This window comes from Mesorhizobium koreense, from assembly GCF_031656215.1.
Classification (GTDB): domain Bacteria; phylum Pseudomonadota; class Alphaproteobacteria; order Rhizobiales; family Rhizobiaceae; genus Mesorhizobium_L; species Mesorhizobium_L koreense.
Map to the genome: position 1 here is coordinate 684587 of NZ_CP134228.1, position 24513 is coordinate 709099.

The 24513-nt window shown below is 63.0% G+C and carries 24 protein-coding genes; 13 read left to right on the forward strand and 11 right to left on the reverse strand.

Features of this window, described 5'->3' with window-relative positions; all coding sequences use genetic code 11:
• From hrpB to RBH77_RS03200, 3 genes are all read left to right on the forward strand, one after another.
• Positions 1–2463 (forward strand): ATP-dependent helicase HrpB, encoded by a 2463-nt coding sequence (gene hrpB, locus RBH77_RS03190; RefSeq protein ID WP_371832832.1) that lies wholly within the window; start codon positions 1–3, stop codon positions 2461–2463.
• A gap of 52 nt (positions 2464–2515) precedes the next feature.
• On the forward strand, positions 2516–3832 hold the full coding sequence (locus tag RBH77_RS03195; protein ID WP_311030710.1) for an ActS/PrrB/RegB family redox-sensitive histidine kinase: 1317 nt from the start codon (positions 2516–2518) through the stop codon (positions 3830–3832).
• A gap of 81 nt (positions 3833–3913) precedes the next feature.
• Entirely contained in the window at positions 3914–4474 is a 561-nt protein-coding gene (locus tag RBH77_RS03200) for an ActR/PrrA/RegA family redox response regulator transcription factor (RefSeq protein ID WP_311030711.1), read from the forward strand.
• Between the two features lie 3 nt (positions 4475–4477).
• On the opposite strand, the gene RBH77_RS03205 is transcribed toward RBH77_RS03200, so the two are convergent.
• Genes RBH77_RS03205 through RBH77_RS03220 form a run of 4 tightly spaced genes read right to left on the reverse strand, consistent with a single transcriptional unit; the run spans position 4478 to position 7256 of the window.
• A complete protein-coding gene (locus tag RBH77_RS03205; protein ID WP_311030712.1) occupies positions 4478–4840 on the reverse strand; it encodes a helix-turn-helix domain-containing protein in 363 nt (120 codons plus the stop codon).
• Complete coding sequence (locus tag RBH77_RS03210; protein ID WP_311030713.1) at positions 4837–5394, reverse strand: Smr/MutS family protein; 558 nt, start codon at positions 5392–5394, stop codon at positions 4837–4839. The genes RBH77_RS03205 and RBH77_RS03210 overlap by 4 nt, the downstream gene beginning before the upstream one ends.
• A complete protein-coding gene (gene mltA, locus RBH77_RS03215) occupies positions 5391–6497 on the reverse strand; it encodes a murein transglycosylase A (protein ID WP_311030714.1) in 1107 nt (368 codons plus the stop codon). Before mltA ends, RBH77_RS03210 begins: the two co-directional genes overlap by 4 nt.
• A gap of 60 nt (positions 6498–6557) precedes the next feature.
• Entirely contained in the window at positions 6558–7256 is a 699-nt protein-coding gene (locus RBH77_RS03220; RefSeq protein WP_311030715.1) for a Tim44/TimA family putative adaptor protein, read from the reverse strand.
• Between the two features lie 170 nt (positions 7257–7426).
• Here RBH77_RS03220 and RBH77_RS03225 point away from each other — a divergent pair, with 170 nt between their 5' ends.
• Positions 7427–7912, forward strand: a complete 486-nt coding sequence (locus RBH77_RS03225) for an FxsA family protein (protein ID WP_311030716.1) — start codon at positions 7427–7429, stop codon at positions 7910–7912.
• A 100-nt stretch (positions 7913–8012) separates the two neighbouring features.
• Positions 8013–8540 carry a protein-export chaperone SecB gene (gene secB / locus RBH77_RS03230; RefSeq protein ID WP_311030717.1) on the forward strand — a complete coding sequence of 176 codons (528 nt, stop codon included), beginning with the start codon at positions 8013–8015 and terminating at the stop codon, positions 8538–8540.
• Between the two features lie 19 nt (positions 8541–8559).
• On the opposite strand, the gene dnaQ is transcribed toward secB, so the two are convergent.
• From dnaQ to RBH77_RS03255, 5 genes are all read right to left on the reverse strand, one after another.
• Complete coding sequence (dnaQ, locus tag RBH77_RS03235) at positions 8560–9261, reverse strand: DNA polymerase III subunit epsilon (RefSeq protein WP_311030718.1); 702 nt, start codon at positions 9259–9261, stop codon at positions 8560–8562.
• Between the two features lie 35 nt (positions 9262–9296).
• Complete coding sequence (coaE, locus tag RBH77_RS03240) at positions 9297–9914, reverse strand: dephospho-CoA kinase (RefSeq protein WP_311030719.1); 618 nt, start codon at positions 9912–9914, stop codon at positions 9297–9299.
• Positions 9911–10756, reverse strand: coding sequence for a shikimate dehydrogenase (locus RBH77_RS03245; protein WP_311030720.1), 846 nt, complete (start codon positions 10754–10756; stop codon positions 9911–9913). Before RBH77_RS03245 ends, coaE begins: the two co-directional genes overlap by 4 nt.
• Positions 10749–11348, reverse strand: coding sequence for a Maf-like protein (locus tag RBH77_RS03250; RefSeq protein WP_311030721.1), 600 nt, complete (start codon positions 11346–11348; stop codon positions 10749–10751). The genes RBH77_RS03245 and RBH77_RS03250 overlap by 8 nt, the downstream gene beginning before the upstream one ends.
• Before the next feature lie 129 nt (positions 11349–11477).
• Positions 11478–12299, reverse strand: coding sequence for a pyruvate, water dikinase regulatory protein (locus tag RBH77_RS03255; RefSeq protein WP_311030722.1), 822 nt, complete (start codon positions 12297–12299; stop codon positions 11478–11480).
• Positions 12300–12761: 462 nt separating this feature from the next.
• Between RBH77_RS03255 and hemE the strand changes: the two genes are divergently transcribed.
• From hemE to rho, 3 genes are all read left to right on the forward strand, one after another.
• Positions 12762–13724, forward strand: a complete 963-nt coding sequence (gene hemE / locus RBH77_RS03260; RefSeq protein ID WP_311032407.1) for a uroporphyrinogen decarboxylase — start codon at positions 12762–12764, stop codon at positions 13722–13724.
• Positions 13725–13792: 68 nt separating this feature from the next.
• The gene (hemJ, locus tag RBH77_RS03265) at positions 13793–14269 is read left to right on the forward strand and encodes a protoporphyrinogen oxidase HemJ (protein WP_311032409.1); all 477 of its coding nucleotides are present in this window, start codon (positions 13793–13795) and stop codon (positions 14267–14269) included.
• Positions 14270–14416: 147 nt separating this feature from the next.
• Positions 14417–15682, forward strand: coding sequence for a transcription termination factor Rho (gene rho / locus RBH77_RS03270; protein WP_311030723.1), 1266 nt, complete (start codon positions 14417–14419; stop codon positions 15680–15682).
• On the opposite strand, the gene RBH77_RS03275 is transcribed toward rho, so the two are convergent.
• Positions 15679–17700, reverse strand: coding sequence for a thioredoxin domain-containing protein (locus tag RBH77_RS03275; RefSeq protein WP_311030724.1), 2022 nt, complete (start codon positions 17698–17700; stop codon positions 15679–15681). The genes rho and RBH77_RS03275 overlap by 4 nt on opposite strands.
• A gap of 43 nt (positions 17701–17743) precedes the next feature.
• On the opposite strand from RBH77_RS03275, the gene mnmE reads away from it, so the two are divergent.
• From mnmE to RBH77_RS03300, 5 genes are all read left to right on the forward strand, one after another.
• Entirely contained in the window at positions 17744–19066 is a 1323-nt protein-coding gene (mnmE, locus tag RBH77_RS03280; RefSeq protein WP_311030725.1) for a tRNA uridine-5-carboxymethylaminomethyl(34) synthesis GTPase MnmE, read from the forward strand.
• A 133-nt stretch (positions 19067–19199) separates the two neighbouring features.
• On the forward strand, positions 19200–21089 hold the full coding sequence (gene mnmG / locus RBH77_RS03285; protein ID WP_311030726.1) for a tRNA uridine-5-carboxymethylaminomethyl(34) synthesis enzyme MnmG: 1890 nt from the start codon (positions 19200–19202) through the stop codon (positions 21087–21089).
• Complete coding sequence (gene rsmG / locus RBH77_RS03290) at positions 21086–21715, forward strand: 16S rRNA (guanine(527)-N(7))-methyltransferase RsmG (RefSeq protein ID WP_311030727.1); 630 nt, start codon at positions 21086–21088, stop codon at positions 21713–21715. The genes mnmG and rsmG overlap by 4 nt, the downstream gene beginning before the upstream one ends.
• Before the next feature lie 37 nt (positions 21716–21752).
• Complete coding sequence (locus RBH77_RS03295; protein WP_311030728.1) at positions 21753–22550, forward strand: ParA family protein; 798 nt, start codon at positions 21753–21755, stop codon at positions 22548–22550.
• A 25-nt stretch (positions 22551–22575) separates the two neighbouring features.
• Positions 22576–23448, forward strand: a complete 873-nt coding sequence (locus RBH77_RS03300) for a ParB/RepB/Spo0J family partition protein (protein WP_311030729.1) — start codon at positions 22576–22578, stop codon at positions 23446–23448.
• A gap of 23 nt (positions 23449–23471) precedes the next feature.
• Here RBH77_RS03300 and holA read toward each other — a convergent pair whose 3' ends face one another.
• Complete coding sequence (holA, locus tag RBH77_RS03305) at positions 23472–24512, reverse strand: DNA polymerase III subunit delta (RefSeq protein ID WP_311030730.1); 1041 nt, start codon at positions 24510–24512, stop codon at positions 23472–23474.
• Position 24513: the final 1 nt, after the last annotated feature.

The window sequence follows — 24513 nt, forward strand, 5'->3', positions numbered from 1 at the left end:
ATGACAATGCCATCCTTCCCCGACCTGCCTGTTTCGGCCGCGCTCCCGCGCCTCCTAGCGGACCTCGAACAAGGTTCGAACGCCGTGTTGATAGCGCCGCCCGGCGCCGGCAAAACGACACTGGTGCCGCTCGCTTTGCTCGACGCGCCGTGGCGCGGCGAGCGCAAGATCCTGCTGCTCGAGCCGAGACGGCTGGCCGCCCGCGCTGCGGCCCGGCGCATGGCGAGCCTGCTTGGCGAGGAAGCCGGCGAAACGGTCGGTTACCTGATGCGCATGGACCGGCGGGTATCGGCGCGGACGCGCGTCGTCGTCGTCACCGAAGGTGTCCTGGCACGGATGATCGTCGACGATCCGGAGCTTCCGGACTATGCGGCGATCCTGTTCGACGAATTCCACGAGCGTTCGCTCGACGGCGATTTCGGTCTGGCGCTGGCTCTCGACATACAAGAGGCGCTGCGGCCGGATCTGCGGCTCGTCGTCATGTCCGCCACGCTCGAAGGCAAGCGCATGGCAAGGCTCCTCGGCGACGCGCCCGTCATCGAAAGCGAAGGGCGCGCCTGGCCGGTCGACATCCGGTACGAGGAGCAGGCGCGCGACATGCCGATCGAGGCGGCGGTGGCCACCGCCGTGCGAAAGACGCTCGCCTCGGAGCCGGGCAGCATCCTCGCCTTCCTGCCCGGCCAGCGCGAGATCGAGCGGACGGCGGAACGGCTCGCCGGCAATGTGCCGGCGGATACGGATATCGCGCCGCTCTACGGCAATCTAGACGGGCGCGCGCAGGATGCGGCGATCCGACCATCGGAGCCGGGCCGCCGCAAGGTGGTGCTGGCCACGGCAATCGCCGAAACCTCGATAACCATCGACGGCGTGCGCATCGTCATCGACAGCGGGCTGGCACGGCTGCCGAAATACGAACCGGCGACCGGGCTGACGCGGCTGGAGACCGTCCGCGTATCGCGCGCCTCCGCCGACCAGCGCGCCGGACGCGCCGGGCGTACCGCGCCCGGTATCGCCATCCGCCTCTGGCGCGCGGAGCAGACGGCATCGCTGCCGGCCTTCGCCGCGCCGGAAATGCTGGAGGCCGACCTTTCCGGTCTTCTCCTGGATTGCGCGGCGTTCGGCGTGAGCGACCCGACAGGGCTGCGCTTCCCCGATCCGCCGCCCGCTGCGGCGCTGGCGGAAGCAAGGGCGCTGCTGCTTCAGCTCGACGCCATCGATGAGGCCGGACGGCTGACCGAGGCCGGAGCGGCGATGCGGCGGCTGGCCCTGCCGCCGAGGCTCGCGCATATGGTGGCCGAGGCGGCAAAGCTTGGCCATGCCGGGCAAGCGGCGGAATTGGCGGTGCTTCTTACCGAGCGTGGGCTTGGCGGCAACGGCGTCGATCTCGACGCCAGGCTAGCGCGTTTCCGGGCCGATCGCTCGTCGCGTGCCGCAAGCGCAAAGGCGATGGGGCGGCGGATCGCGCAGATGGCGGGCGGCGGCGATGACGGGGCTCGGGCCTCGGCCGGCGCGCTCCTCCTCCACGCATGGCCCGACCGTGTCGCGCGGGCGCGCGGAGGGCCGGGGCGCTACGTACTGGCCAATGGACGCGGCGGCGTCATGGACGAGACGGAGCCGCTGGCGCGCGAGCCCTATCTCGTCGTCGCCGAGCTTCAGGGCGCGGCTGGGAACAGCCGCATCGCCAGTGCGGCGGCGGTCTCCGAGGAAGAAATTCGCGCGGCGCTCGGCCATCGCATCGAACGACGGACTGAAACGGTTTTCGACGTACAGAAGCGGTCGCTGCGGACCCGCGAAGTCGAGCGGCTTGGCGCGATAACACTCGCCGAACGGCAGGCGTCGCCGCCTTCAGGTGACGCGGCCAATGCCGCTCTCATCGACGCCATTCGTTCACACGGACTAGCAACCCTGCCCTGGGATAGATCGGCCGTGACGCTCCGCGAGCGGCTCGGCTGGCTCCATCGCGGCCTCGGAACGCCGTGGCCGGATATGTCGGATGCAGCGCTGCTCGCCAATCTCGAGGATTGGCTGTTGCCCTTCCTGCCGGGTGACGCATCGCTCGACCGCCTGGACGCGAGAGTGCTCGGAGAAGCGCTTTTGTCGCTCGTGCCGCATCCGTTGCAGCGGGAGGTGGACAGGCTCGCGCCGACGCATTTCCCTGCACCTTCCGAAAGCCGTGTCCCGATCCGCTACGAGGGCGAACAACCTCTCCTTTCGATCCGCGTGCAGGAACTCTACGGCCTCGACCGGCATCCGGCGATCGCCGAAGGAACGATCCCGCTGACGTTGGAACTCCTGTCACCGGCACATCGGCCGATCCAGACCACGCGCGACCTGCCGGGATTCTGGCGCGGTTCCTGGGCCGACGTCAGGGCGGAAATGCGCGGGCGATATCCCAAGCATGTCTGGCCCGAAAACCCGCTTCAGGCGCAGGCGACCTCGCGCGCCAAGCCGCGCGGCAGCTGACGTTCCGATATCGCTTGGCACCGGCCTCCAGTCGTCGCATAAGCGCTGGACCATGATACAGGACCTTTTGGCTCCCGACGCCGCCCAAAGCAGCCAGCTCAGGCTGACCACGCTCATCCGCCTGCGCTGGATGGCGATCGTCGGCCAGAGCGCGGCGGTGATCGTCGTCGCCTATGTGCTGCGCTTTCCGGTGCCCGTCAGCCTGTGCTTCGCCCTGATCGCGTGCGCGGCCTGGCTGAACCTGTTCCTTGCCTTTCGCTATCCGGCGACCCAGCGCCTTGGTCCCGGCTCGGCCTTTGCCATCCTGATCTTCGACGCGCTGCAACTCGCCGGCCTGCTCTACGTGACCGGCGGGCTCACCAACCCGTTCTCGGTGCTGATGGCGGTGCCGGTGGTCATCTCGGCGACCTCGCTATCGCTCAGGCTGACGATCCTGCTCGGCGTGGTTACCATCGGCGCGGCCACGCTTCTGGCCTTCCTGCATTATCCGCTCCCCTGGTTCCCCGACAGCGAACTGCGGATGCCCTTCATCTATGTGGCGGGGATGTGGATGGCGGTCGTCTCGTCGATCGCCTTCACCGGCCTCTATGCCTGGCGGGTGGCGGAAGAGGCGCGTCTCCTGGCGACGGCCCTCTCGGCGACCGAACTGGTGCTGCAGCGCGAGCAGCACCTTTCCGCGCTCGACGGACTGGCGGCGGCGGCGGCGCATGAACTCGGAACGCCGCTAGCGACCATCGCGCTGGTCGCCAAGGAGATGGAGCGTGCGCTTGGGCAGGACGCGCGCTATAGCGAAGACGTGACGCTCTTGCGCTCGCAAAGCGAACGCTGCCGCGAGATCCTGAAACGGCTGACCAGCCTCTCCTCGGAGGGCGAAGCGCATATGGCGCGACTGCCGATCACCTCGCTGATCGAGGAGGTGACCGCGCCGCACCGAGATTTCGGCATCGCGATCAAACTCGAACCGGGAGAGAGGATCGGCGCGGAGCCGGTTGCCCGGCGCAATCCCGGCGTGCTCTACGGGCTCGGCAACATCGTCGAGAACGCGGTCGATTTCGCACGCGAGCGGGTCACCGTGCGCTGGCGCTGGAACGAGGAGACCGTCTCGATCGACGTCATCGACGACGGGCCGGGCTTCCCGCCTGAGATACTCGACCGCATAGGCGAGCCTTACATGACCACGAGGCATGCGTCGGAGGAAGGCGGGGGGCTCGGGCTCGGGCTGTTCATCGCCAAGACGCTCGTCGAACGGTCCGGCGCCACGATCCGCTTCACCAACAGCGCCAAGCCCGGCATGGGCGCCACAGTCGGCATCGTCTGGCCTCGAAATCTGTTCGTGGCGGGCGGAATCGGAGAGCCATCCCCATATTGAGCGCAAAAGACGCCCGCAAACTTCCGCAAAAGCCGATTTTGCAATAATAAGAAGAAGGACAAAGAGACGATGGACATTACGATGGAAGCACAAGAAGCGGCCAAGGACTTCGCAGGAGAGGACCGATCCCTCCTGATCGTCGACGACGACAGGCCCTTCCTGACCCGGCTGGCGCGCGCCATGGAAAGTCGCGGCTTCGAGGTCGATACGGCAGAAAGCGTCGAGGAGGCAGTCGCCAAGGCCAAGGCCAAGGCACCTGCATTCGCCGTCATCGACATGCGGCTCGGCGACGGCAACGGCCTCGACGTGGTCCAGGCGATCCGCGACCGGCGGGCAGATGCGCGGACGGTCATTCTCACCGGCTACGGCAACATCGCCACGGCCGTGACCGCGGTGAAGCTCGGCGCTGTCGATTATCTGTCGAAGCCGGCCGACGCGGACGACGTCTATGCCGCGCTGACACGCAGCGGCGGCGAAAAAGCGGCGCCGCCGGAAAACCCGATGTCGGCCGATCGCGTGCGCTGGGAGCATATCCAGCGTGTTTACGAAATGTGCGACCGCAACGTCTCGGAGACCGCGCGGCGCCTCAACATGCATCGGCGGACGCTGCAGCGCATTCTCGCCAAGCGGGCGCCGCGCTGACCGTCATTTCGTTCGCGCGGTGCGCAACCGTTGGATCAGCGCTTCGATCTCCGGCTCACCGAGCGATGAAATTTTCTCGGCGAGCAGGTTGGAGAGTTCAGTCGCGCGCGGCGAAAGCCCGGCAGTGTCGATGACGACGCGCGGATCGGATTGCCCGGCAAGGCGCTGAAGCTCTTCGGCATCGTCCCAGATGATGTTGAAGAAGCCGATGATCTTCTGCACCATTCCCCAATTGGGCACGCCGCGCCTTCCGTGCTCCAGCGCGGAAAGATAGGCTGGGCTGACGCCGATGGAAGCGGCCATGTCGCGCTGCGAGATGCCGCGTTCGCGGCGCAAGAGCCTGAGTTTTTCGCCGAAGGGCGTCATCCCGAGCCGCCCCCACCGCGCCGGCGAAGCCTGACATAGATCGCGCCGGCGCCGCCATGCCGGCGACCCGCCGCTTCCTGCCCGCTGACCAGCGCACGGAAAGGCGGCGTCGCGAACCAGGCCGGAACGGCACGCCTCAACACGCCGTCGCTTTGGAAGGATTCACCTTTGCCAGTGATGACGAGAACATGACGCCGGCCGTCGGCATAGGCGCGATGCAGGAAGGACAAAAGGAGCGCATGAGCCTCGCTTTGGGTGAGGCCATGCAGATCGACGGTCCCCTCGATCGGCAGGCGTCCCTTGGCGAGCTTTTTCCTGGTCGGAAGATCGAGGCTGCGGGGCACCGGGTGGGCTGCCTCCGCGACTGCCGTACGCCTAGGCGCAAGCGTCGGTGTCGGATCCTGTTCCGACACGAACGTTTCGTCGATCGCCGACCCTTCCATCTCGGAAAGTGAAGCGCGGCCACGCCCCTTGAGCGGAACGGTCGTGTGCGTGATACGCGCCCACAGGATGCGGTCTTCGGCTGAAAGCGCTTTCCCGCCACGTCCGCTCATGACACGCCTCCTTCCAGCAGGGCGCGCGGGACGAGCGCGTAGAAATCGGCCGGATGACGGACGACACCGGCAATCTCGCCCGCGGCTGCACCGGACCCCGCGAAAAGGTCGCCACGCGCCGCACCGACGATTGCCGAGCCGGTGTCCTGCGCAATCATCAGGCGGCGGAAGGGTGTGCCGCCGAATGCCGTCAACGACGGCGAGTCGATATAGAAGGGTGTCCCGAACGTGTGCAGCATCCGGTCGACGGCTATCGAGCGGCCGGCGGTGAGTTGGACCTTCGCCGCCGCAACCGGGCCGCTGTCCATATCTTCGACGGCCGCCTCGCGGAAGAAGATGAAGGAACGGTTCCGCCACAATATTTCGTCTATCCGATGCGGATTGGCGCGGAACCAGGCGCGGATCGACTGCATGGTGACCTTTTCGCGGGGGATTTCCCCAAGACCGGCCAGGACGCCTCCCGGCCCCGTGAAGGAATGGCCGGATTTCGCCGCGTAGGTCACGCGGACGGCATTTCCGTCTTCCATGTCGAGACGCGCCGCACCCTGTACATGGACGAAGAACACGTCGACCTTGTCCTCCAGCCAGGCAATCACCGGCGCATGGCCGGCCAAAGCGCCGTTTTCGATCGCCTCGCGGTCGAAATACTCGACGATCCCCTCGGCCGTTTCACGGCCGAAGGCGAAATACGGATCCATATTCGCCGGCCGGTCCGATTCATCGAGATCGACGAGATCGTCCGGCCGCCCATAGAGCGGAAAGCGGAAGCGCTCCGTCTCGAAGCGCGAGGCGGGCAGTTCGGGCTCATAAAAGCCGGTGACAAAACCGGCGCTCGCTGGCGAGGGAGAGACAAGGCAAGGCTGGAAATGCCGCTCGAAGAACGCGCGAGGATTCGAGAGCGGAGTTGCGGCGCGGGCTTCGCGAAACGCACGGCCGAAGGCCTCCGCCTCTATGCCGAGAGATCCTGTCCGATAAGGTTTTGGAGCCGTCTCCGCATGAAGCGCGCAGCGCTGGAATGCGATATATGCGCCGCTCGCCGTCTCATCGGCCCAGCCAGGCAGCGTTGAATAATCGACCGGCGAAAAGAGCGGCGAGAGGATCATCGGCCAGCGGATCGGCTCCAGGAACGCTATTTGGCAGGGCCGGCCGTCATGCCGGCAGGATCAGTCTTCCGCCGTGGCGACCAGCTTCCAGTTCGGATCGCTCGAACGCGTGTCCCGCGAAAAGGTCCATACATCCCTGACCTCGGCGACCGTCTCGGGATCACCGTCGATCACCTCGCCGGCCTTGTCCCGGGTTGCGGAAATCAGTTCGCTGACGATGCGCAGCGTGACATAGGCTTCCGTGCCTTTCATTTCGGCGGAGACGATATCGGCCTTGTCGATCCCGACGAAGGAGGACTGGACCTTCTCCGAACGCGTCTCCCGGTCGGCTATGGCAGTGACGAATCCGTCATAGACCTCGCGTGAAAGCAGGTTTTTCAGTGTCTTGCGGTCGCCGTCGGCATAGGCGAGCACGATCATCTCATAGGCCATCTTGGCGCCTTCGATGAAGCTTTTCGGCTCGAAGGACGGGTCGGCGTCCCGGATGGCGCGCAGGCCCTTGTTGAGATCGGTCCCGGGCTTCGCAAACGCATCGATCGCCGCATAATTCGTTTCCGCCTCGGCGCCTGAGCGCCGACGCGGCAGCGAAACGACGTTTTCGGGCGCCGCAACCGCTTCCTTCTCGGCCGGCTTGCTCGAATAGGGATCGAAGGGCGGACGCTCGCTACCGGTGCGGCGGCCAAGCACGCTTCGCAACTGGTAGAAGATCACTACCGCCGCGACGAGGAAAAGTATCGTGCCGATATCGAAAAATTCCATGTCTTCCGCCAATGACGCCCCTACCCTGGCCACACTCTCTGGTGCACGCATCCATATTTATCGGCCCATTTTCATATAGAACGCCTGATACGATCATTCAAATGCGACAGAGGGCGCATTATGTACGATAAACGGGCGCAAACGGGCGCCGCTCGCAATCGGAAGACAATTTGCGCATTTGGATCCTGCCTTTGACATTCATCGTGCTTCCCGCGCTCGAGATCGCGACCTTCATCACGGTCGGGCGCGCCATCGGCGTGCTGGCGACGCTCGGGCTGATTTTCCTGACTTCCCTGGCGGGCATCATGCTGCTGCGCGCCCAGGGTCTCGGCTTGCTGGAGCGCCTGCGCCAGGGGCTCCGCGCCGGCGAAGGCCCGGAGGCGCCGATGGTGCATGGCGCCATGATCGCCATGGCCGGGCTCTTGCTTATCATTCCCGGTTTCATTACCGACGCGATCGGCTTCCTGCTGTTCATTCCTGCCGTGCGCGAATTCGCCTGGTCACTCATCGGGCGGCGCATCGTGGTAGGCAGCTCAAGCTATCAAGCCTCGACCGGCCATGCTTCACGTGACGGAAAGACGATCGACCTCGACGCCGAGGACTATTCGTCGGGTCCCAACCCGTCCTCGCCCTGGCTGAAACGGGGTGAAGACTAGCGCCCGCCATCGCTAAAACTTGTCATGGAAAAGCCGCCATGCTAGCCAACCGCCACAATCAGGCGGCCGGGCGGCGGCCATAGACAAGGAAGCCTCGACAATGGCCGATACCGATGCGAAAAATGAAGGAAATGGCGGCGCGCAGAAAGCTGGAAACGGCAACGACCAAGCCGCCCAAGCGGCCGCGCTCAGGGTCCTGACGCAATATGTGAAGGACCTCTCCTTCGAAAGCCCCGGCGCGCCACAATCGCTGCGCGGGCGCGACAAGGCACCGGCGATCAGCATAAACGTGAACGTCAATGCCAATCCGATCTCGGAAAAGGAGTTCGATGTCCTGCTTTCGCTCAACGCGCAGGCAAGCTTCGAGAAGGACAAGGATGTGCTCTTCAATATCGAGCTCGTCTATGGCGGCGTCTTCCACATAGAAGGTTTTCCGCAGGAGCACATGCTGCCGATCCTTTTCATCGAGTGCCCGCGGCTGCTCTTCCCGTTCGCCCGCCAGATCATTGCGGAATGCTCCAGGAACGGCGGCTTCCCACCGCTGATGATCGATCCGATCGATTTCGCGCAGATGTTCCAGCAGCGCATGGCAGAGGAGCAGGCGCGCCAGAAGGTTCAGGCGACCTGATCCGGCCTCGCCGCCAGTTCTATCCCGCTATCTTTGCCCAAACGGAGTCGTCGCCAAGAGCGACGACGAGGGCTGCATGCGCGGCGAGGTCCGCCTCCGTCAGACGTGGCGGGAGCGGCGCTGGCCGGCCGGCAATGACAAACGCGGTCTCGCCGTCGGCCGATTCCTGGCGGGTCGCCGCCACCGCGACTTCGAGGCCGAGCGCCGCCTGCTTGCCTCCGATCAGCTCGATATAGACTTCCGCCAGCAGCTCGCTGTCGAGCAAAGCGCCATGTTTCGAGCGGTGGCTGTTGTCGATGCCGTAGCGGCGGCATAGCGCATCGAGCGAATTCGGCCCCATCGGATGCTTGCGCTTGGCGATTGCCAGCGTATCGACGATGCGATGCGTCTCTATCAGCGGATGGCCGCAGCGCTCGAACTCGGCATTGATGAAGCCGAGGTCGAAATGCGCGTTGTGGGCGATCAGCCGAGCGCCGTCGATGAATTCCAGAAATTCCGCGGCGATGGCGTCAAAGAACGGCTTGTCGGCGAGATCGGCATTGCTGATGCCATGGACGGCGAGCGCCTCCGGATGGACCTCGCGGCCCTGCGGATTGATGAAGACGTGAAAACTCCGCCCGGTCGGGAAACGGTTGACCAGTTCCACGCCGCCGATCTCGATGATCCGGTCGGCCCTCGAATCCAGCCCGGTCGTTTCCGTGTCAAAGACGATTTCGCGCATCGAATCAGCTCCGGCGGCAGGATGCCCGGCAACGCCTAAAGGGACAAGTGCTGCGGTTTGTCCAACGCGGCATTGCTCGTAAGTTCTTCAACGATCCGCTCCACGGCAAGGCGTGCCGGCTCCATCCCTCTGCCGCTATCGATGACATAATCCGCGCGCCGGCGCTTTTCAGCGTCGGGCACCTGTTTCTTCAGGATCGCCTCGAACTTGGCCTCGGTCATGCCCGGCCGCGCCAGCACCCTTTCCCGCTGCATCCCGGCTGGTGCGCTCACCACCACGACTTTGTCGACGCGTCCTTCGGCGCCGACCTCGAAGAGAAGCGGAATGTCGAGCACGACCAGCGTCGCGCCCTTGCCGCGCTGTTCCCGGAGGAAACTCTTCTCATCCTCCCGCACCAAGGGATGTACGATGGCTTCGAGCTCCTTCAGCGCCTCCGGATCGCCGAGAACCCTCTTCGCAAGCTTTTCACGATCGACAACGCCGTTCGAGGCGGTTCCGGGAAAGCGGTGTTCGATCAGAGGCGCGGCCTTACCGGAATAGAGCCGATGCACCACCTCATCCGAATCATGGACGGGCACGCCCGCTTCCATGAACATCCGGGCGGCGGTGGACTTGCCCATGCCGATCGAGCCGGTGAGCCCGAGGACGATCATATCGGCGCCTCCACATCGGCGACGATACGTTTCCGTAAGCTTTCGCTTACGGTAGGGCGACGACCAAACCAGCGCTCGAATCCGGGAACGGCCTGATGGAGAAGCATGCCGAGCCCTTCGGCCGTCGCCAGGCCCCGCGCCCGCGCGGCTTTCAGAAGCTTCGTCTCAAGCGGCACATAGACGATATCGGCTACCACGGCATGCGCGGGCAAAGGCTCGAGATCGACTTCCAGCGCGGGTGCGCCTTTCATGCCGAGCGAGGAGGTGTTGACGACAAGGTCGGCATCGCCAAGCAATCCCGCGACCGCCTCCCAGCCATGCGCCGATACGCCCGGCCGGAAGCGGCCGGCGAGTTCCTCGGCGCGCGGCCGCGAGCGGTTGACGAGACGGATATCATCGTAGCCGCGTTGCTTAAGCGCGTGGATGACGGCGCGCGCGGCCCCGCCGGCACCGAGTACGACAGCCTTGCGGCCCTCCGCCCATTGCGGAACCTCGTCATCGAGATTGGCGGCGAAGCCGTAGGCATCGGTGTTGCCGCCGCACAGCCGGCCCTCCGTGTCGAACCAGATCGTGTTCACCGCGCCGATCGCTTCGGCATCGGGGTCTCGTTTCTCGACGATACGAAAGGCCACCTCCTTGTGCGGAATGGTGATATTGCCGCCGGCGAACCCGTTCCGTCCGATGCTTTCGAGGAATGCGGGAAAGGCGTCCGGCGCGACATCGATACGTTCATAGGAGCCGTGAAGACCGAGTTTCTCCAGCCAATAGCCATGGATCATTGGCGAGCGCGAATGCGCGATCGGATGACCGCAGACGAATGCCCGGCGAGAACCCTCAGCCATCGATAGCCCCTTTGTCGCGCAGCGCCGCCAGCAACGGGAGAAGCGGCAGGCCGACGATCGTGAAGAAATCGCCTTCGATCTTTTCGAAGAGGCGGATGCCCCTCCCCTCGATCTGGTAACAGCCGACACTGCCGAGCGCGGCATCGCCGACATCTGAAAGATAGCGGCCGATATCAGCTGGATCGAGTTTTCGCATCGTCATATGCGCGACAGAAGTATGTCGCCAGATAGCCTCGCCCTGCCCGGCCAGCACCACGGCGCTGCTCAATTGGTGCATCCTGCCGGAAAGGCGCAGCAATTGACGCCGCGCTGCCTCCATATCGGCTACCTTGTGAAGGAATTCATCGCCCAGCGAGAGCGTCTGGTCCGAGCCGATCACGAGCGCGTCCGGGTGACGTTCGCTGACGGCGACCGCCTTCGCTTCGGCGAGCACGACCGCTACATCCTCGGGCGTCGCACCGCTGCCGGCAAGCGCGGCTTCCACCGCGCGCTCGTCGATATCCGGCTTCTCCACGGAGAATTCCAGCCCGACGTTCCGAAGCAGCGCACGGCGATGCGGGCTGCCGGAAGCAAGAATGATTTCCTGTGCCAAGTCTCACCTGTTCCGTGTGGGTAGACCGCTAACACACGTCTCCCGGAGCGGGCACCGGTTTCGGGACAAAGACATGCGCAATCAAGAAGCTAAAGCGCACGGTGCGAGCCTGAAAGATCGCGAGGCGCTTTAGCGCGCCTTGCTTCGGAGCGCAACGATCGCCGCCGCGGTTTCCTCGATCGAACGGCGTGTGACGTCGATCATCGGCCAGCCGCCGCGCGTGCAGATCTGCCTTGCATAGGCAAGTTCCTCGGCGATATTCGCCCGGTCCGTATAGGCGCGGGCATCATATGCCGGCGTCGAGCCCAGGATACGGTTTTCGCGCACATGGGAAATACGCTCGGCCGAGGCGATCAGTCCGACGATCAGCGGCTTCTTTGCCATGCTCAGGCTTTCCGGCATCGGTACGCCGAGCACGATCGGGATGTTTGCCGTCTTGATGCCCCTGTTCGCCAGATAGATACTGGTCGGCGTCTTCGACGTGCGTGATATGCCGATCAGCACCACATCGGCCTGCTCGATATCGTCCGGCAGTTGCCCGTCGTCATGCTCCATCGTGAAATTCAGTGCGTCGATGCGCTGGAAATACTCCGCATCGAGGACATGTTGTGCGCCCACCCTTCGACCGGCCGGCGTTCCAAGATAGGACTGGAAAACAAGCAGTACCGGCTCCAGTACCGAGACACAGGGAAGGCCCATGGCCGCACAGCCCTCGTCGATCCGGCGGGCGAGGTCCTGATCCACGACCGTATAAAGGACGATACCGGGCTCCTGGTCGATATCGTCCAGCACCTTGGCCAATTGCCGCTCCGTGCGGATCAGCGGATAGATATGCTCGATCGCGCGTGCATCCTTGTATTGGGCGGAAGCCGCGCGGCCGGCCGCCAGGAGCGTCTCACCCGTCGCATCGGAGATCAGGTGAAGGTGGAAGAAGCTCTGGGGCTTGTTCAACAGATAGGATCCGGCCTGTGGTCAACTGTGGATAAATCGCCGGGCCACGGCCGGGCGTTCGACGCGACTGTATCAGAAGCCGACTTGTCCACAATCGGCACCGATGTGAGGAGAAACCGCGCTGGGCTGTGGATAGTGTAGAGAAGGCAGGATTTCCACATCGGGGTGCGGTTGAGTTAGCTTTTTGCTAACCATTCAAGTCATTGAAGAAACATATGATTTCCAATTTATCCAAATGTTCATCCACATGGGACGAATCTATGCGCGACAATATGCTGACTCGTTGGCACCCGACGATAATGGGATAAGTCGTAATCCCTGCTTCCAACAGAGTCATAGAATCAGAATCAGATTCTTTAAGATCTATTTTTAGAAAGAGATCGGGACGAATCCTTGAATCACCGCCGTTCCGTCCTTGAAGTCCTGAGCGGAAAAACAGTGTTTCCGCCTCCGATCTGGCTCATGCGCCAGGCCGGACGGTATTTGCCCGAATACAAGGAAACAAGGCGAAAGGCAGGAAGCTTCCTTGATCTCTGCTACACGCCAGAACTGGCGGCCGAAGTGACGCTGCAGCCGATCCGGCGGTTCGGCTTCGATGCTGCCATTCTGTTTTCGGATATATTGGTGGTGCCGCATGCGCTCGGGCGGGAAGTACGTTTCGAGGAGGGAAGGGGTCCGCTTCTGGAGCCGATTGCCGTCGGCGACATAGAGAGGCTTTCGATAGCCAGCTTCCACGATCACCTGCAGCCCGTTTACGAGGCGGTGGGCCGGGTTCGGGAGAGCTTGTCTCACGAAACGACGCTACTCGGCTTTTGTGGGGCGCCATGGACGGTCGCGACCTACATGATCGCGGGCCATGGCACGCCGGACCAGGGGCCGGCGCGACTTTTCGGCTATCGTCATGCAGACGCGATGGATCGGCTGCTCGGGAAGCTGGCGGAGGTTTCGGCGGAATATCTGGTTCGCCAGATCGAGGCCGGCGCCGATGCGGTGCAGATTTTCGATTCCTGGGCGGGTGTGCTCGATGAGGAATGTTTCGAGCGGTACTGTGTGCGTCCGGTTGCCGAGATCGTCGCGCGGGTGCGGCGGCGGTTCCCGGATGTTCCGATTATCGGCTTTCCGCGTGGAGCGGCGGGAGCCTATCGCTCCTACAGGGAGAAAACCGGCGTGACGGCGCTGGGGCTCGACTGGACGGTTCCGATGTCGATGGCGGCAGAACTGCAGGGCGAAGGGCCGGTGCAGGGTAATCTCGACCCGATGCGGCTCGTTGCCGGCGGCGACGCGCTCATCGAGGGTGTCGATATCATCCTGGGTGGGCTTGGCGCGGGACCGTTGATCTTCAATCTCGGGCATGGGATCACGCCCGAAACGCCGATTGCGTATGTCGAGGCGCTCATCGAGCTGCTGAGGGAGGCGAAAGCGTGACGGAGCCTGACGTGCGGAAGGTCAGCCGGACGAGCGGCGTCAAGGCGGTACGACGGGCTGCGATCGCGATGGTTGTATTTGCGGCGATCGTCGCCCTGATCTTCTATCTCGATCCGGCCAATCTCTATGCCTGGGCGAAAGCGGTTCACGTCATCGCCGTGATCTCGTGGATGGCCGGTATGCTCTATCTGCCGCGGCTGTTCGTCTATCATGCCGAGAGCCCGGTGGGTTCTGTGCAGTCGGAAACCTTCAAGGTGATGGAGAAGCGGCTTTTGCGGGCGATCATCAACCCGGCGATGATCGTCACATGGGCGCTCGGTCTCTGGCTCGCCTGGAGCGGCTTCCATTTTGCCGGCGGCTGGTTGCACGCCAAGATCGCGCTGGTGCTGGTGATGTCCGGGGTACACGGTTATTTTTCTTCGGCTGTTCGTGCTTTCGCTGAAGACCGCAACAAAAAATCATCGCGCCACTGGCGGATGATGAACGAGGTTCCCACATTATTGCTGATCGGCATCGTCATCCTGGTGGTCGTCAAGCCGTTTTGACGGACACCTAAATCCCGACTTGCTCTTTAGGGGCGGGAACGGTAGATAGACGGTCTCTCCTCAGCCTGACGGAATGCCAGAAACGCGCTGCCGCAGGCCATTATCGCACAGTCGATTCCTCCCCGAACTCTCTTACGAGCCCGCATCATGCAGGAAATGAAACTACAGGAACTCAAAAGCAAGACTCCGACTGATTTGATCGCATTCGCCGAATCGCTCGAGGTCGAGAACGCCAGCGTGCTGCGCAAGCAGGAGCTGATGTTCGCGATCCTCAAGAAGCTGGCGATGCAGGAGACCGAGATCGTCGGGGAGGGCGTCGTCGAGGTGCTGCAGGACGGTTTTGGCTTCCTTCGCTCGGCGAACGCGAATTACCTGGCAGGACCGGACGACATCTATATTTCGCCCTCGCAGATACGCCGCTTTTCGCTGAAGACCGGCGATACGGTCGAGGGGCCGATCCGCGGTCCCAAGGAAGGCGAGCGCTATTTCGCGCTTCTCAAGGTCAATACGATCAATTTCGAGGATCCGGAGAAGATCCGGCATAAGATCCATTTCGATAATTTGACGCCGCTCTATCCGAACGAGCGGATCAAGATGGAAATCGAAAACCCGACGACGAAGGATCTGTCGCCGCGAGTGATCGATCTCGTCGCGCCGCTCGGCAAGGGCCAGCGCGGGCTGATCGTGGCACCGCCGCGTACCGGCAAGACGGTTCTCTTGCAGAATATTGCTCATTCCATCACGGCGAACCATCCGGAATGCTATCTGATCGTGCTTCTGATCGACGAGCGACCGGAAGAGGTTACCGACATGCAGCGCTCGGTGAAAGGCGAGGTCGTCTCCTCGACGTTCGACGAGCCGGCGTCGCGACATGTTCAGGTCGCGGAAATGGTGATCGAGAAGGCCAAGCGCCTGGTGGAGCATGGCCGCGATGTGGTGATCCTGCTCGATTCCATCACGCGGCTCGGGCGTGCCTACAACACGGTCGTGCCGTCCTCCGGCAAGGTGCTGACCGGCGGCGTCGACGCCAATGCGCTGCAGCGGCCGAAGCGCTTCTTCGGCGCCGCTCGCAATATCGAGGAGGGCGGTTCACTGACGATTATCGCGACCGCGCTCATCGATACGGGCAGCCGTATGGACGAGGTGATCTTCGAGGAATTCAAGGGCACGGGCAATTCCGAGATCGTGCTCGACCGCAAGGTTGCCGACAAGCGCATCTTCCCGGCGATGGACATCCTCAAGTCCGGCACGCGTAAGGAAGATCTCCTTATCGCGAAGCAGGATCTTCAGAAGATCTTTGTGCTGCGCCGCATCCTGGCGCCGATGGGCACGACGGACGCGATCGAGTTCCTTATCGATAAGCTGAAGCAGACGAAGACCAACGGCGATTTCTTCGATTCGATGAATACCTAGGCCGGGAAAGCAGGCGTCAGCGCCTTGCGCAGTGCCGCCGGATTTTCAATGGGCGGCAGGCAGGTCATGCCGATGCAAAGATACGCTGCCGGCTTCGAGCGGTCGATTTCAGCGCCGCCGGGCAGTGTTATCTTGCTTGTTTCGGCTGATTGCCGAAGGGGGAGGTCGATACGACGGGGATCCGGCATCCGATTCGCCTCCGGAACGAATCGGGCACCGCCATCCGGCTCCACCATCACCAGTTTTTGCGGGTTCATCGCCAACGGGATCGTATTGACGATTCCTGATTGGCCGTAGCGTTGATGGATGGCGCGTCCGACAGCCGAGGCGGCGATGTCGAAAGCCCTGGTCATGAGACCGGCGTCGCCGGTAGCGGAAGCCAAGCGCGCGACCGCTTCGATAATCTGCGCGGTGGCTGACGGCATGGCGTCGTCGACGTCGCCGCGGACGCGCATGATGACATCGGAACTGTCGGCGGCGGACAGATAATATCCGGTGCCGGCCGGATCGGCATGCCAGCGATCGAGTGCCGCCAGCATGTGGTGGGCATCGTCGAGATAGGCCGGCTTTCCGGTGGCTTCGTAGAGCGAAACGGCGGCATTAATCAGCCCCGCGTAATCGCTGGAGAGGCCGGGATAGAGCTTTTGTTCGCCGAGGATGGAGTGTGGGAGCCTGTCCTCAAGCATCGATTCGGTTACGGTACGATAAGCGGCCTCTGCTGCATCCAGCCAGTCGGAGCGCTCGAACTGCCGGGCGCATTGCGCGATAGCGCGGATGGCAAGGCCGTTCCAGTCAACCAGAACCTTGTCGTCGCGGCCCGGTCGAACCCTGTTTTCCCGAACTAGCCGGAGCCTTTCAAGCAAGGGCGATAGGTCCTCTTCTTCCTTGCCCGCCATCTTGTCGGCGGAACGGTGGAGGATCGGATGTCCCTCCCAACCGAGTGGGCTCGCGAGCGAATAGGCCTCGAAAAAAGGGTCGGCATCGCCGCCGAGCACTGCGTCGATCTCTTCGCGTGTCCAGGTATAGAACTTGCCTTCTTCGCCGTCGCTGTCGGCATCGAGGCTGGAGGTAAAGGCGCCATCCTCCGAACGCATCTCGCGCAAGAGCCAGGATACGGTATGTTCGATTCGCCCCTGAAACAATTTCTCGCCCGTGGCGCCGTAGGCCCAGCCGCAAAGCATGAGGAGCTGGGCGTTGTCGTAGAGCATCTTCTCGAAATGCGGGACCATCCAGTCGGCATCGGTGGAATAGCGGCAGAGACCGCCGCCGATATGATCGTAGATGCCGCCGTTCAGCATGGATCGCAGTGAGTGGAGCACGGCGTCGCGGTAGCGCGTGTCGCCGCTTTCGAGCCATTGCATCCAAAGCGTCGTCATGATCGGAGCGTTGGGAAATTTGGGTGCGCCTTTGAGACCGCCACGCTCCAGGTCGATTGCAGAGAGATAAGGCTCGGCAAGGGCCGTGATCTGCTGGCTGGAAAGAGGCGACGGATCGCGGCTCTGCGCGAGCTGGGACTCGACATGGGCGGTCAGCCTGGCGGCATCGGCAGTGATTTCACTTTTCTTTTCCTGCCAGGCACGGTGAATGGCGTCGAGGATCTGTGTAAAGCCGGCGCGGCCGTAGCGCGGTTCCTTCGGGAAATAGGTGCCGCCCCAGAAGGGCTTCGCGTCAGGAGTCAGGAACATGGTAAGCGGCCATCCGCCCTGTTCGCCGGTCGCGGCCAGCGCCGCCATGTAGATCTGATCGATGTCCGGACGCTCCTCCCGGTCGACCTTGATGTTGACGAAGAGACGGTTCATCAACTCCGCGACGGACTCGTCCTCGAAGCTTTCATGTGCCATGACATGGCACCAGTGGCAGGCCGCATAGCCGATTGAAAGAAGAATGGGACGGCCGGTTTCCTGGGCCTCGGCCAGTGCCTCTTTCGACCAGGGGCGCCAGTGGACCGGATTATCCTTGTGCTGGCGCAGGTAGGGGCTTGCCTCGGCGGAAAGCAGGTTTTCGGCGGGCAGGGGCATGGGGCGGCTCCACGGTTTATCGGTACGTAGGTCGTAGGGGACGATGGAGCAAACGATATTCGCTGATACGATCTTTGCGTTGTCGAGCGGTACGCTTCCGTCCGGCGTTGCGGTGATCCGCATTTCCGGTCCGGGCGTGAAGCATGCGCTGGTGAAACTGTGCGGGATCGTGCCTGAGACATGGCGCGCCGAGCTGAGGAAGATCCGCGCGGCGGATGGGGGAATCATCGACAGCGGTCTCGTCCTGTTTTTCGCCGGACCGAAAAGCTTCACCGGCGAGGATGCCGCCGAACTGCATGTGCATGGCGGCAAGGGCGTCGTTGCGGCGATCTTCGGTGAACTCGGCGGCCTTGCCGGGCTGAGGCAGGCGGAGGCGGGCGAATTCACGCGCCGGGCCTTTCTCAATGGCAAGATGGACCTGACCGGCGCGGAGGCGCTGGCAGATTTGATCGCTTCAGAGACGGAGACACAGCGGCGTTTCGCGATGGCGAATTCGGCCGGGCAGCAGGGCGTGCTCTATCGAGGATGGCGCGCGAGAATTCTTCAGGCACGCGCCATGGTCGAGGCGGAGCTCGATTTTGCCGACGAGGCGGATGTGGGGGATACGGCGTCGGCGACCGCTTGGCCGGACATGCACCAGCTTGCTGAAGAAATCGAGGCGCATCTGGCATCCTATCATCGAGCAGAGATCATCCGAGAGGGGTTTCGGGTGGTGATTGTCGGAGCGCCCAACGCCGGCAAATCGAGCCTCTTGAACGCGCTGGCCGCGCGCGACGTGGCGATCGTGACGGAAGAGCCCGGAACGACGCGCGACCTGATCGAGGTTCCGCTCGATCTGGGTGGCGTCAAGGTTCTGGTGACCGACACGGCTGGATTGCGCAAGAATGCCGGTAGGGTCGAAACGGTCGGGATCGAGCGCGCCCGCGAGCGTGCGGCGGCGGCTGATCTGATCCTGCTGCTCACCGATCTTTCCGACCCACTACCGATTACGGATGGATTCGGTAACGTTCCGATCTGGACGTTGGGGACGAAGGCTGATCTGGTGCGCGGGATTCCAGTCGCAGCTCATGATCATGTGGTTTCCGTTCGCGACGGCGATGGGCTTGATCGGCTGATCGGTGCGCTTGCCGCCACGGCTATGGAAGCGGCGTCTGTGACAGGAGTACTGCCGTCACGGCTGCGGCATGTGGAACTGCTTTCACGGTGCAAGGCGCTGCTCGAGACGGCGCTTGCCGGAGGCCGTGGGCTTGAGCTTCGGGCTGAGGACCTCCGGCTCGCGGGCGATGCGCTTGGGCGGATTGTCGGGACGGTGGATGTAGAAGAGCTACTCGACGCGATCTTCTCCAATTTCTGCATCGGCAAGTAGTTCGCAGGCGATTTCGCCTGAGTGATTCACGTGAAACATGCCTGCATCCGGGCGGTTGGCGTTTCACGTGAAACAGGGCCGCACCGAGATCGTCTTGACAGGCGGTCCCGATTTGCACATTGGTCGCGCTGTCATGTTGATATCCGAACCGAAAACGACCTATGACGTGATTGTCGTCGGCGGCGGCCATGCCGGCTGTGAAGCCGCGTCCGCGTCGGCACGATCCGGTGCGTCGACCGCGCTGATGACGATGTCGTTCGAGACCATCGGCGCCATGTCGTGCAATCCGGCCATCGGTGGCCTCGGTAAAGGTCAGCTCGTCCGAGAGGTCGATGCGCTGGACGGGCTTATGGGTCGGATGGCGGACGCAGCCGGCATCCAGTTCCGGCTGCTCAACCGACGGAAGGGCCCCGCGGTGCGTGGGCCGCGCACGCAGGCCGATCGGAAGCTGTATAAGGAGGCGATGCAGGCGGCGATCGGCAGCCATGCAGCGCTTGACGTCGTCATCGGCGAGGTCGTTGATTTCTCGATCGCAGGTGGGCGACTGGAAGCGGTACGGCTGGCGGATGGCCGGGAAATACGTTGCGGCGCGCTCGTGCTCACGACCGGCACGTTTCTGCGCGGCCTGATCCATATCGGCGAACGGAAAATCCCTGCCGGACGAATCAACGAGAAGGCGGCTATCGGTCTTTCCGCCACCATGGCAAAAGCCGGCTTTCGACTCGGTCGATTGAAGACGGGAACGCCACCGCGGCTTGATGGGGGCACGATCAACTGGGCGGCTGTGGGGCGGCAGGAGGCCGATCCAGACCCGGTGCCATTTTCGCTGATGACCGACCGGATCGTCAATCCGCAGATCGAATGCGGGATCACGCGAACGACGGCGCGGACGCATGCCGTCATTCGCGACAACCTGCATCGCTCCGCACTCTATTCCGGCGCGATCGAAGGGATTGGTCCGCGCTATTGCCCCTCCATCGAGGACAAGATCGTCAAATTTGGCGATCGGGACGGCCATCAAATCTTCCTGGAGCCGGAAGGCCTCGACGATAATACGGTCTATCCGAATGGCGTTTCGACGTCGTTGCCGGAAGATGCGCAGCTTCAATTGCTGGCCACGATCCCGGGACTGGAGCGGGCACACATGCTCCAGCCGGGTTACGCGATCGAATATGACCATATCGACCCGCGCGAGTTGGAGCCGACACTGGAGACGCGGAAGGTGCGCGGTCTTTTCTTGGCTGGTCAGATCAACGGCACGACCGGCTATGAGGAGGCGGCCGGACAGGGCGTCGTCGCGGGCATAAACGCCGCGCGCGCGGCGTGCAGAAAAGAAAGTGTCCGTTTCAGCCGGGGCGGCAGCTATATCGGTGTGATGATTGATGATTTAACCGCTCGCGGTGTCAGCGAGCCGTACCGTATGTTCACGTCCCGCGCCGAATACCGCTTGTCGCTTAGGGCCGACAATGCCGACGAGAGGTTGACGCCGCTCGCCATCGAACTGGGCATTGCCTCAAGTGATCGCCGCAAGCGGTTCCATCAGCAGAAACAGGTACTTAGCGATGCGCAAGCATTGCTCGAAGGGCTTACATTGACCCCGAACGAGGCGCGCAAGCGCGGGCTTCAGATCAATCAGGACGGGATCCGCCGCTCGGCGCTTGAATTGCTCAGCCATTCGGATTTGACCGTCGCACGGCTGGCCGAAATATGGCCGGAACTGAAAGCCATTCCCGCGCAAGCCGTGGAACGGCTGGAGACGGAGGCGCGCTATTCCGTCTATCTCGATCGGCAAGAGGCCGATGTGGCGTTACTCAAGCGTGAGGAGGCGAGGTCGATCCCGGTCGACCTCGACTATGCGGCGATGGCAGGACTGTCGAACGAACTCAAGCAGAAGCTCGGCTCGCGCAAGCCAGGGTCATTGGCCGAGGCGCAGCGGATCGATGGAATGACACCGGCGGCGCTAGCGATTGTCCTCACGCATGCCCAGGTTCATGAACGCACACATCATGGAACGGCCGCTTGAGTGACGACCACCTCGCCGCACTGGAAGACATCGCCGGCGATGTTTCACGTGAAACGATCGGGCAGCTCAAGCAGTTCGAACAGCAGTTCCGGCGCTGGTCGGCGCGCATCAATCTGGCGGCACCGTCGCAACTCGGCCAGCTTTGGGAGCGGCACATACTCGACAGCGCGCAGCTCGTTCGATTCGCACCTGAAACGGTGCGGTGGCTCGATCTTGGCTCGGGTGGCGGCTTTCCTGGCGTCGTCCTTGCTATCCTGCTGAGCGATCGCCCTGCCTTCCACATCGATCTGGTGGAGAGCAACCGCAAGAAGGCGGCATTTCTGAAGACCGCCCTGTCCAGACATGATTGTGCGACGGTTCATCCGATCCGTATCGAGCAGGCCTATGCGCTTGTAGAAGCACCGGAAATCGTTACCGCGCGAGCCCTAGCGCCACTGCCGGATCTGCTTGGGCTCGCCTCCCCGTGGCTGATCGCAGGAGCTTGCGGCCTTTTCCATAAAGGACGGGATTATGCATCCGAAATCGAAGAAGCCGGTGACGCATGGCGTTTCGATCTGATAGAACACCGAAGCATGGTCGATGGCGAAGGCAGGATTCTGGAAATCCGTAATCTAGGCATCCGCTGAAACCATGTGACCTTTTGTGGAACGATCGCTTGACGTCATGGTAAATGCACCCCGGATCATCACCGTCGCCAACCAGAAGGGCGGCGTCGGCAAGACGACCACAGCAATCAACCTTGCGACCGCTTTGGCGGCCATCGGCGAGCGCGTCCTCATCATTGACCTTGATCCGCAGGGGAATGCCAGCACCGGACTCGGCATAGATCGGCGCAATCGCGCTGTTTCCTCCTATGATGTCATCGTGGGGAGCGCCGAAGTGGCGGACGCTGCGGTCGCGACCGCCGTGCCCGGCCTGTCGATCATCCCGTCAACGCTCGATCTACTCGGCGTCGAGATGGAGATCGCCGCTTCCGCCGACCGGGTGCTGAAGCTGAAGACCGCGCTTGCCCGCAATGCCGGCGAGCCGGATGGCTTTTCCTATGTCCTCATCGATTGCCCGCCCTCGCTCAATCTTCTTACGCTGAATTCGATGGCAGCAGCCCATTCCGTCCTCGTGCCGCTTCAATGCGAGTTCTTTGCGCTGGAAGGGTTGAGCCAGCTTCTGGAGACGGTCGATCAGGTGCGGCGCACGGTCAATCCCCGGCTGACCATCCAGGGGATCGTCATGACCATGTATGACGGGCGTAACAATCTGGCGCATCAGGTGGTCGAGGATGTTCGCGCCCATATGGGCGATACGGTCTACGAAACGATCATCCCGCGCAATGTGCGCGTTTCGGAAGCACCTTCATTTGGTAAGCCGGCTATCCTTTATGACCTGAAATGCTCGGGCAGCCAGGCTTATCTCCAGCTTGCTTCGGAAGTGATCCGCCGCGAGCGCAGGTTGCGGGCGGCATGAGAAGCTCCGGCCAAGGGCATCGACAATGAACGAAGACGCTTCCAGAAGACGGCTAGGGCGAGGTCTCGCGGCGTTGATCGGCGACATGGACCAGCCGGCCGCCCCGGCGGCGGCTACGGTGTCCGCCGATCGCGGACTGCCGATCGAGCTGATATCGCCCAATCCGCGCAATCCGCGTCGACGCTTCGCGGACGAGGAATTGGCAGATCTCAGCCAGTCGATCCGTGAGCATGGGATCGTGCAGCCGGTGATCGTGCGGCGCGCCGGGACCGGCGGCCGTTACGAGATCATCGCCGGCGAGCGACGCTGGCGGGCGGCCCAGCTTGCTGGAATGGCTGAGATACCGGCGATCGTCCGCGATGTCAGCGATCGCGAGGCGCTGGAACTGGCGATCGTCGAGAACATCCAACGTGCCGATCTCAATCCGGTGGAGGAAGCGCTGGGATTCCAGCAGCTTATCGACGATCACGGCTATACGCAGGCGGATCTTGGCAACGTCATCGGCAAGAGCCGAAGCCATGTCGCCAATACGCTCAGGCTTTTGAAACTGCCCGAAGATGTCCGTGCGATGCTTGTCGACGGCGTTCTTTCAGCCGGTCATGCGAGGGCGCTGATCACGGCGGACGATCCGGCTGCGCTCGCGCGGCGGATCGCAGAAGATGGCCTGTCGGTGCGGCAAGCGGAAGCCCTGGCGCATGAGCCCGTGCACGATCAAACCCGAAAGGCGGGTGCGGCGCGGCCGGAGAAAGATCCCGACACGGTTGCGCTCGAAAAACTGCTTTCCGACGTAACGGGTCTCGATGTTGCGATCGGCCACAAGCAAAAGGGCGGCGAGGTGCGCATCGCCTATCGCACGCTGGAGCAACTGGACGATCTGTGCCGGCGGCTGAAAGGCTGACTTTTAGCCGGCAATAGTTTGGCTCAGCGACGCGGACGTCCGCCTTCAAGCGCAAGAGCAAGCAGCGTTCTTTCGACCGCAGGCTTGGCCAGATCGGCACGACGGCGCGTCTGGAGGACGGCGTCTCGCAGCCGGTCGAGTGCTCTGGCGATGGTTTCGCTGTCAAAACGTTCGAGCGAGGTTTCGACGGCTTTCTTGCGGGCAAAGAAGACAGGCGGCCGCGCCGAAGCGACAGCGGCTGCGGCGCTCTGTCCTTTACGTTCCATGACGTCGCGCATCGTCTGCAGGCTCTGGAACTGACGTATAGCTGAGGCGAGCATCTGGAAAGGCTGTCCGCCGGCGGCGACGTGCCGTGCGAGCGCCAGATCCAGATCGGCCGCCTTGCCGAGCAGTACGGCGTCGATCGCGTCGTCGTTGGAAGAGGCCGAAACGTCCCCGATCATGGCGAAAACGTCTTCCACCTCGACCCGTTCCTTGCCGAGGCAATAGAGAAGAAGCTTGGCGATCTCGCCGCGGCTCGCCAGGCGATCGCCGCCCAGGCTCGATTTCAGCGCCTGCCGCGCCTCGAGGCCGATCGCCATACCGGCTTTCGCCAGTTCCTCGTCGATCAACGCGTCGATGGCTCTGGCGTCGTCCGCGTAGCAGGGCAACGCCATCGCCGTTGCCGCGCCTTCGACGGCGGTGCGCAAGGCGGCGTTCTTCTTCAGTTCGCCGGCCTCGATGAGGACAATCGCGTCGGCCGGCGGATTGTCGGCAAGCCGTTTGACGTCAGCCGCGAGGTTCTTCTGGATGCCTGCGTTTGATACCCAGATCAGCCGGTTTTCGGCGAACATCGGGACCGTACGCGCCTCATCCTCGAGCCGGCCGGGCTGCTGATCGACCTCATTGGCCTCCAGGCGCACCACCGCGAAAGGATCATCGAGCGGCAATCCGGTTTTTACAGCAAAGGCGCGCGCGCGCTCGGAAACGAGGCCGCGATCAGGCCCGTAGATCAGCACCAGCCGGAACACCGACTCCGGGCGGGAAAGCCATCTGTCGACTTCGAAGGCTTTCTTCTGCGCCATC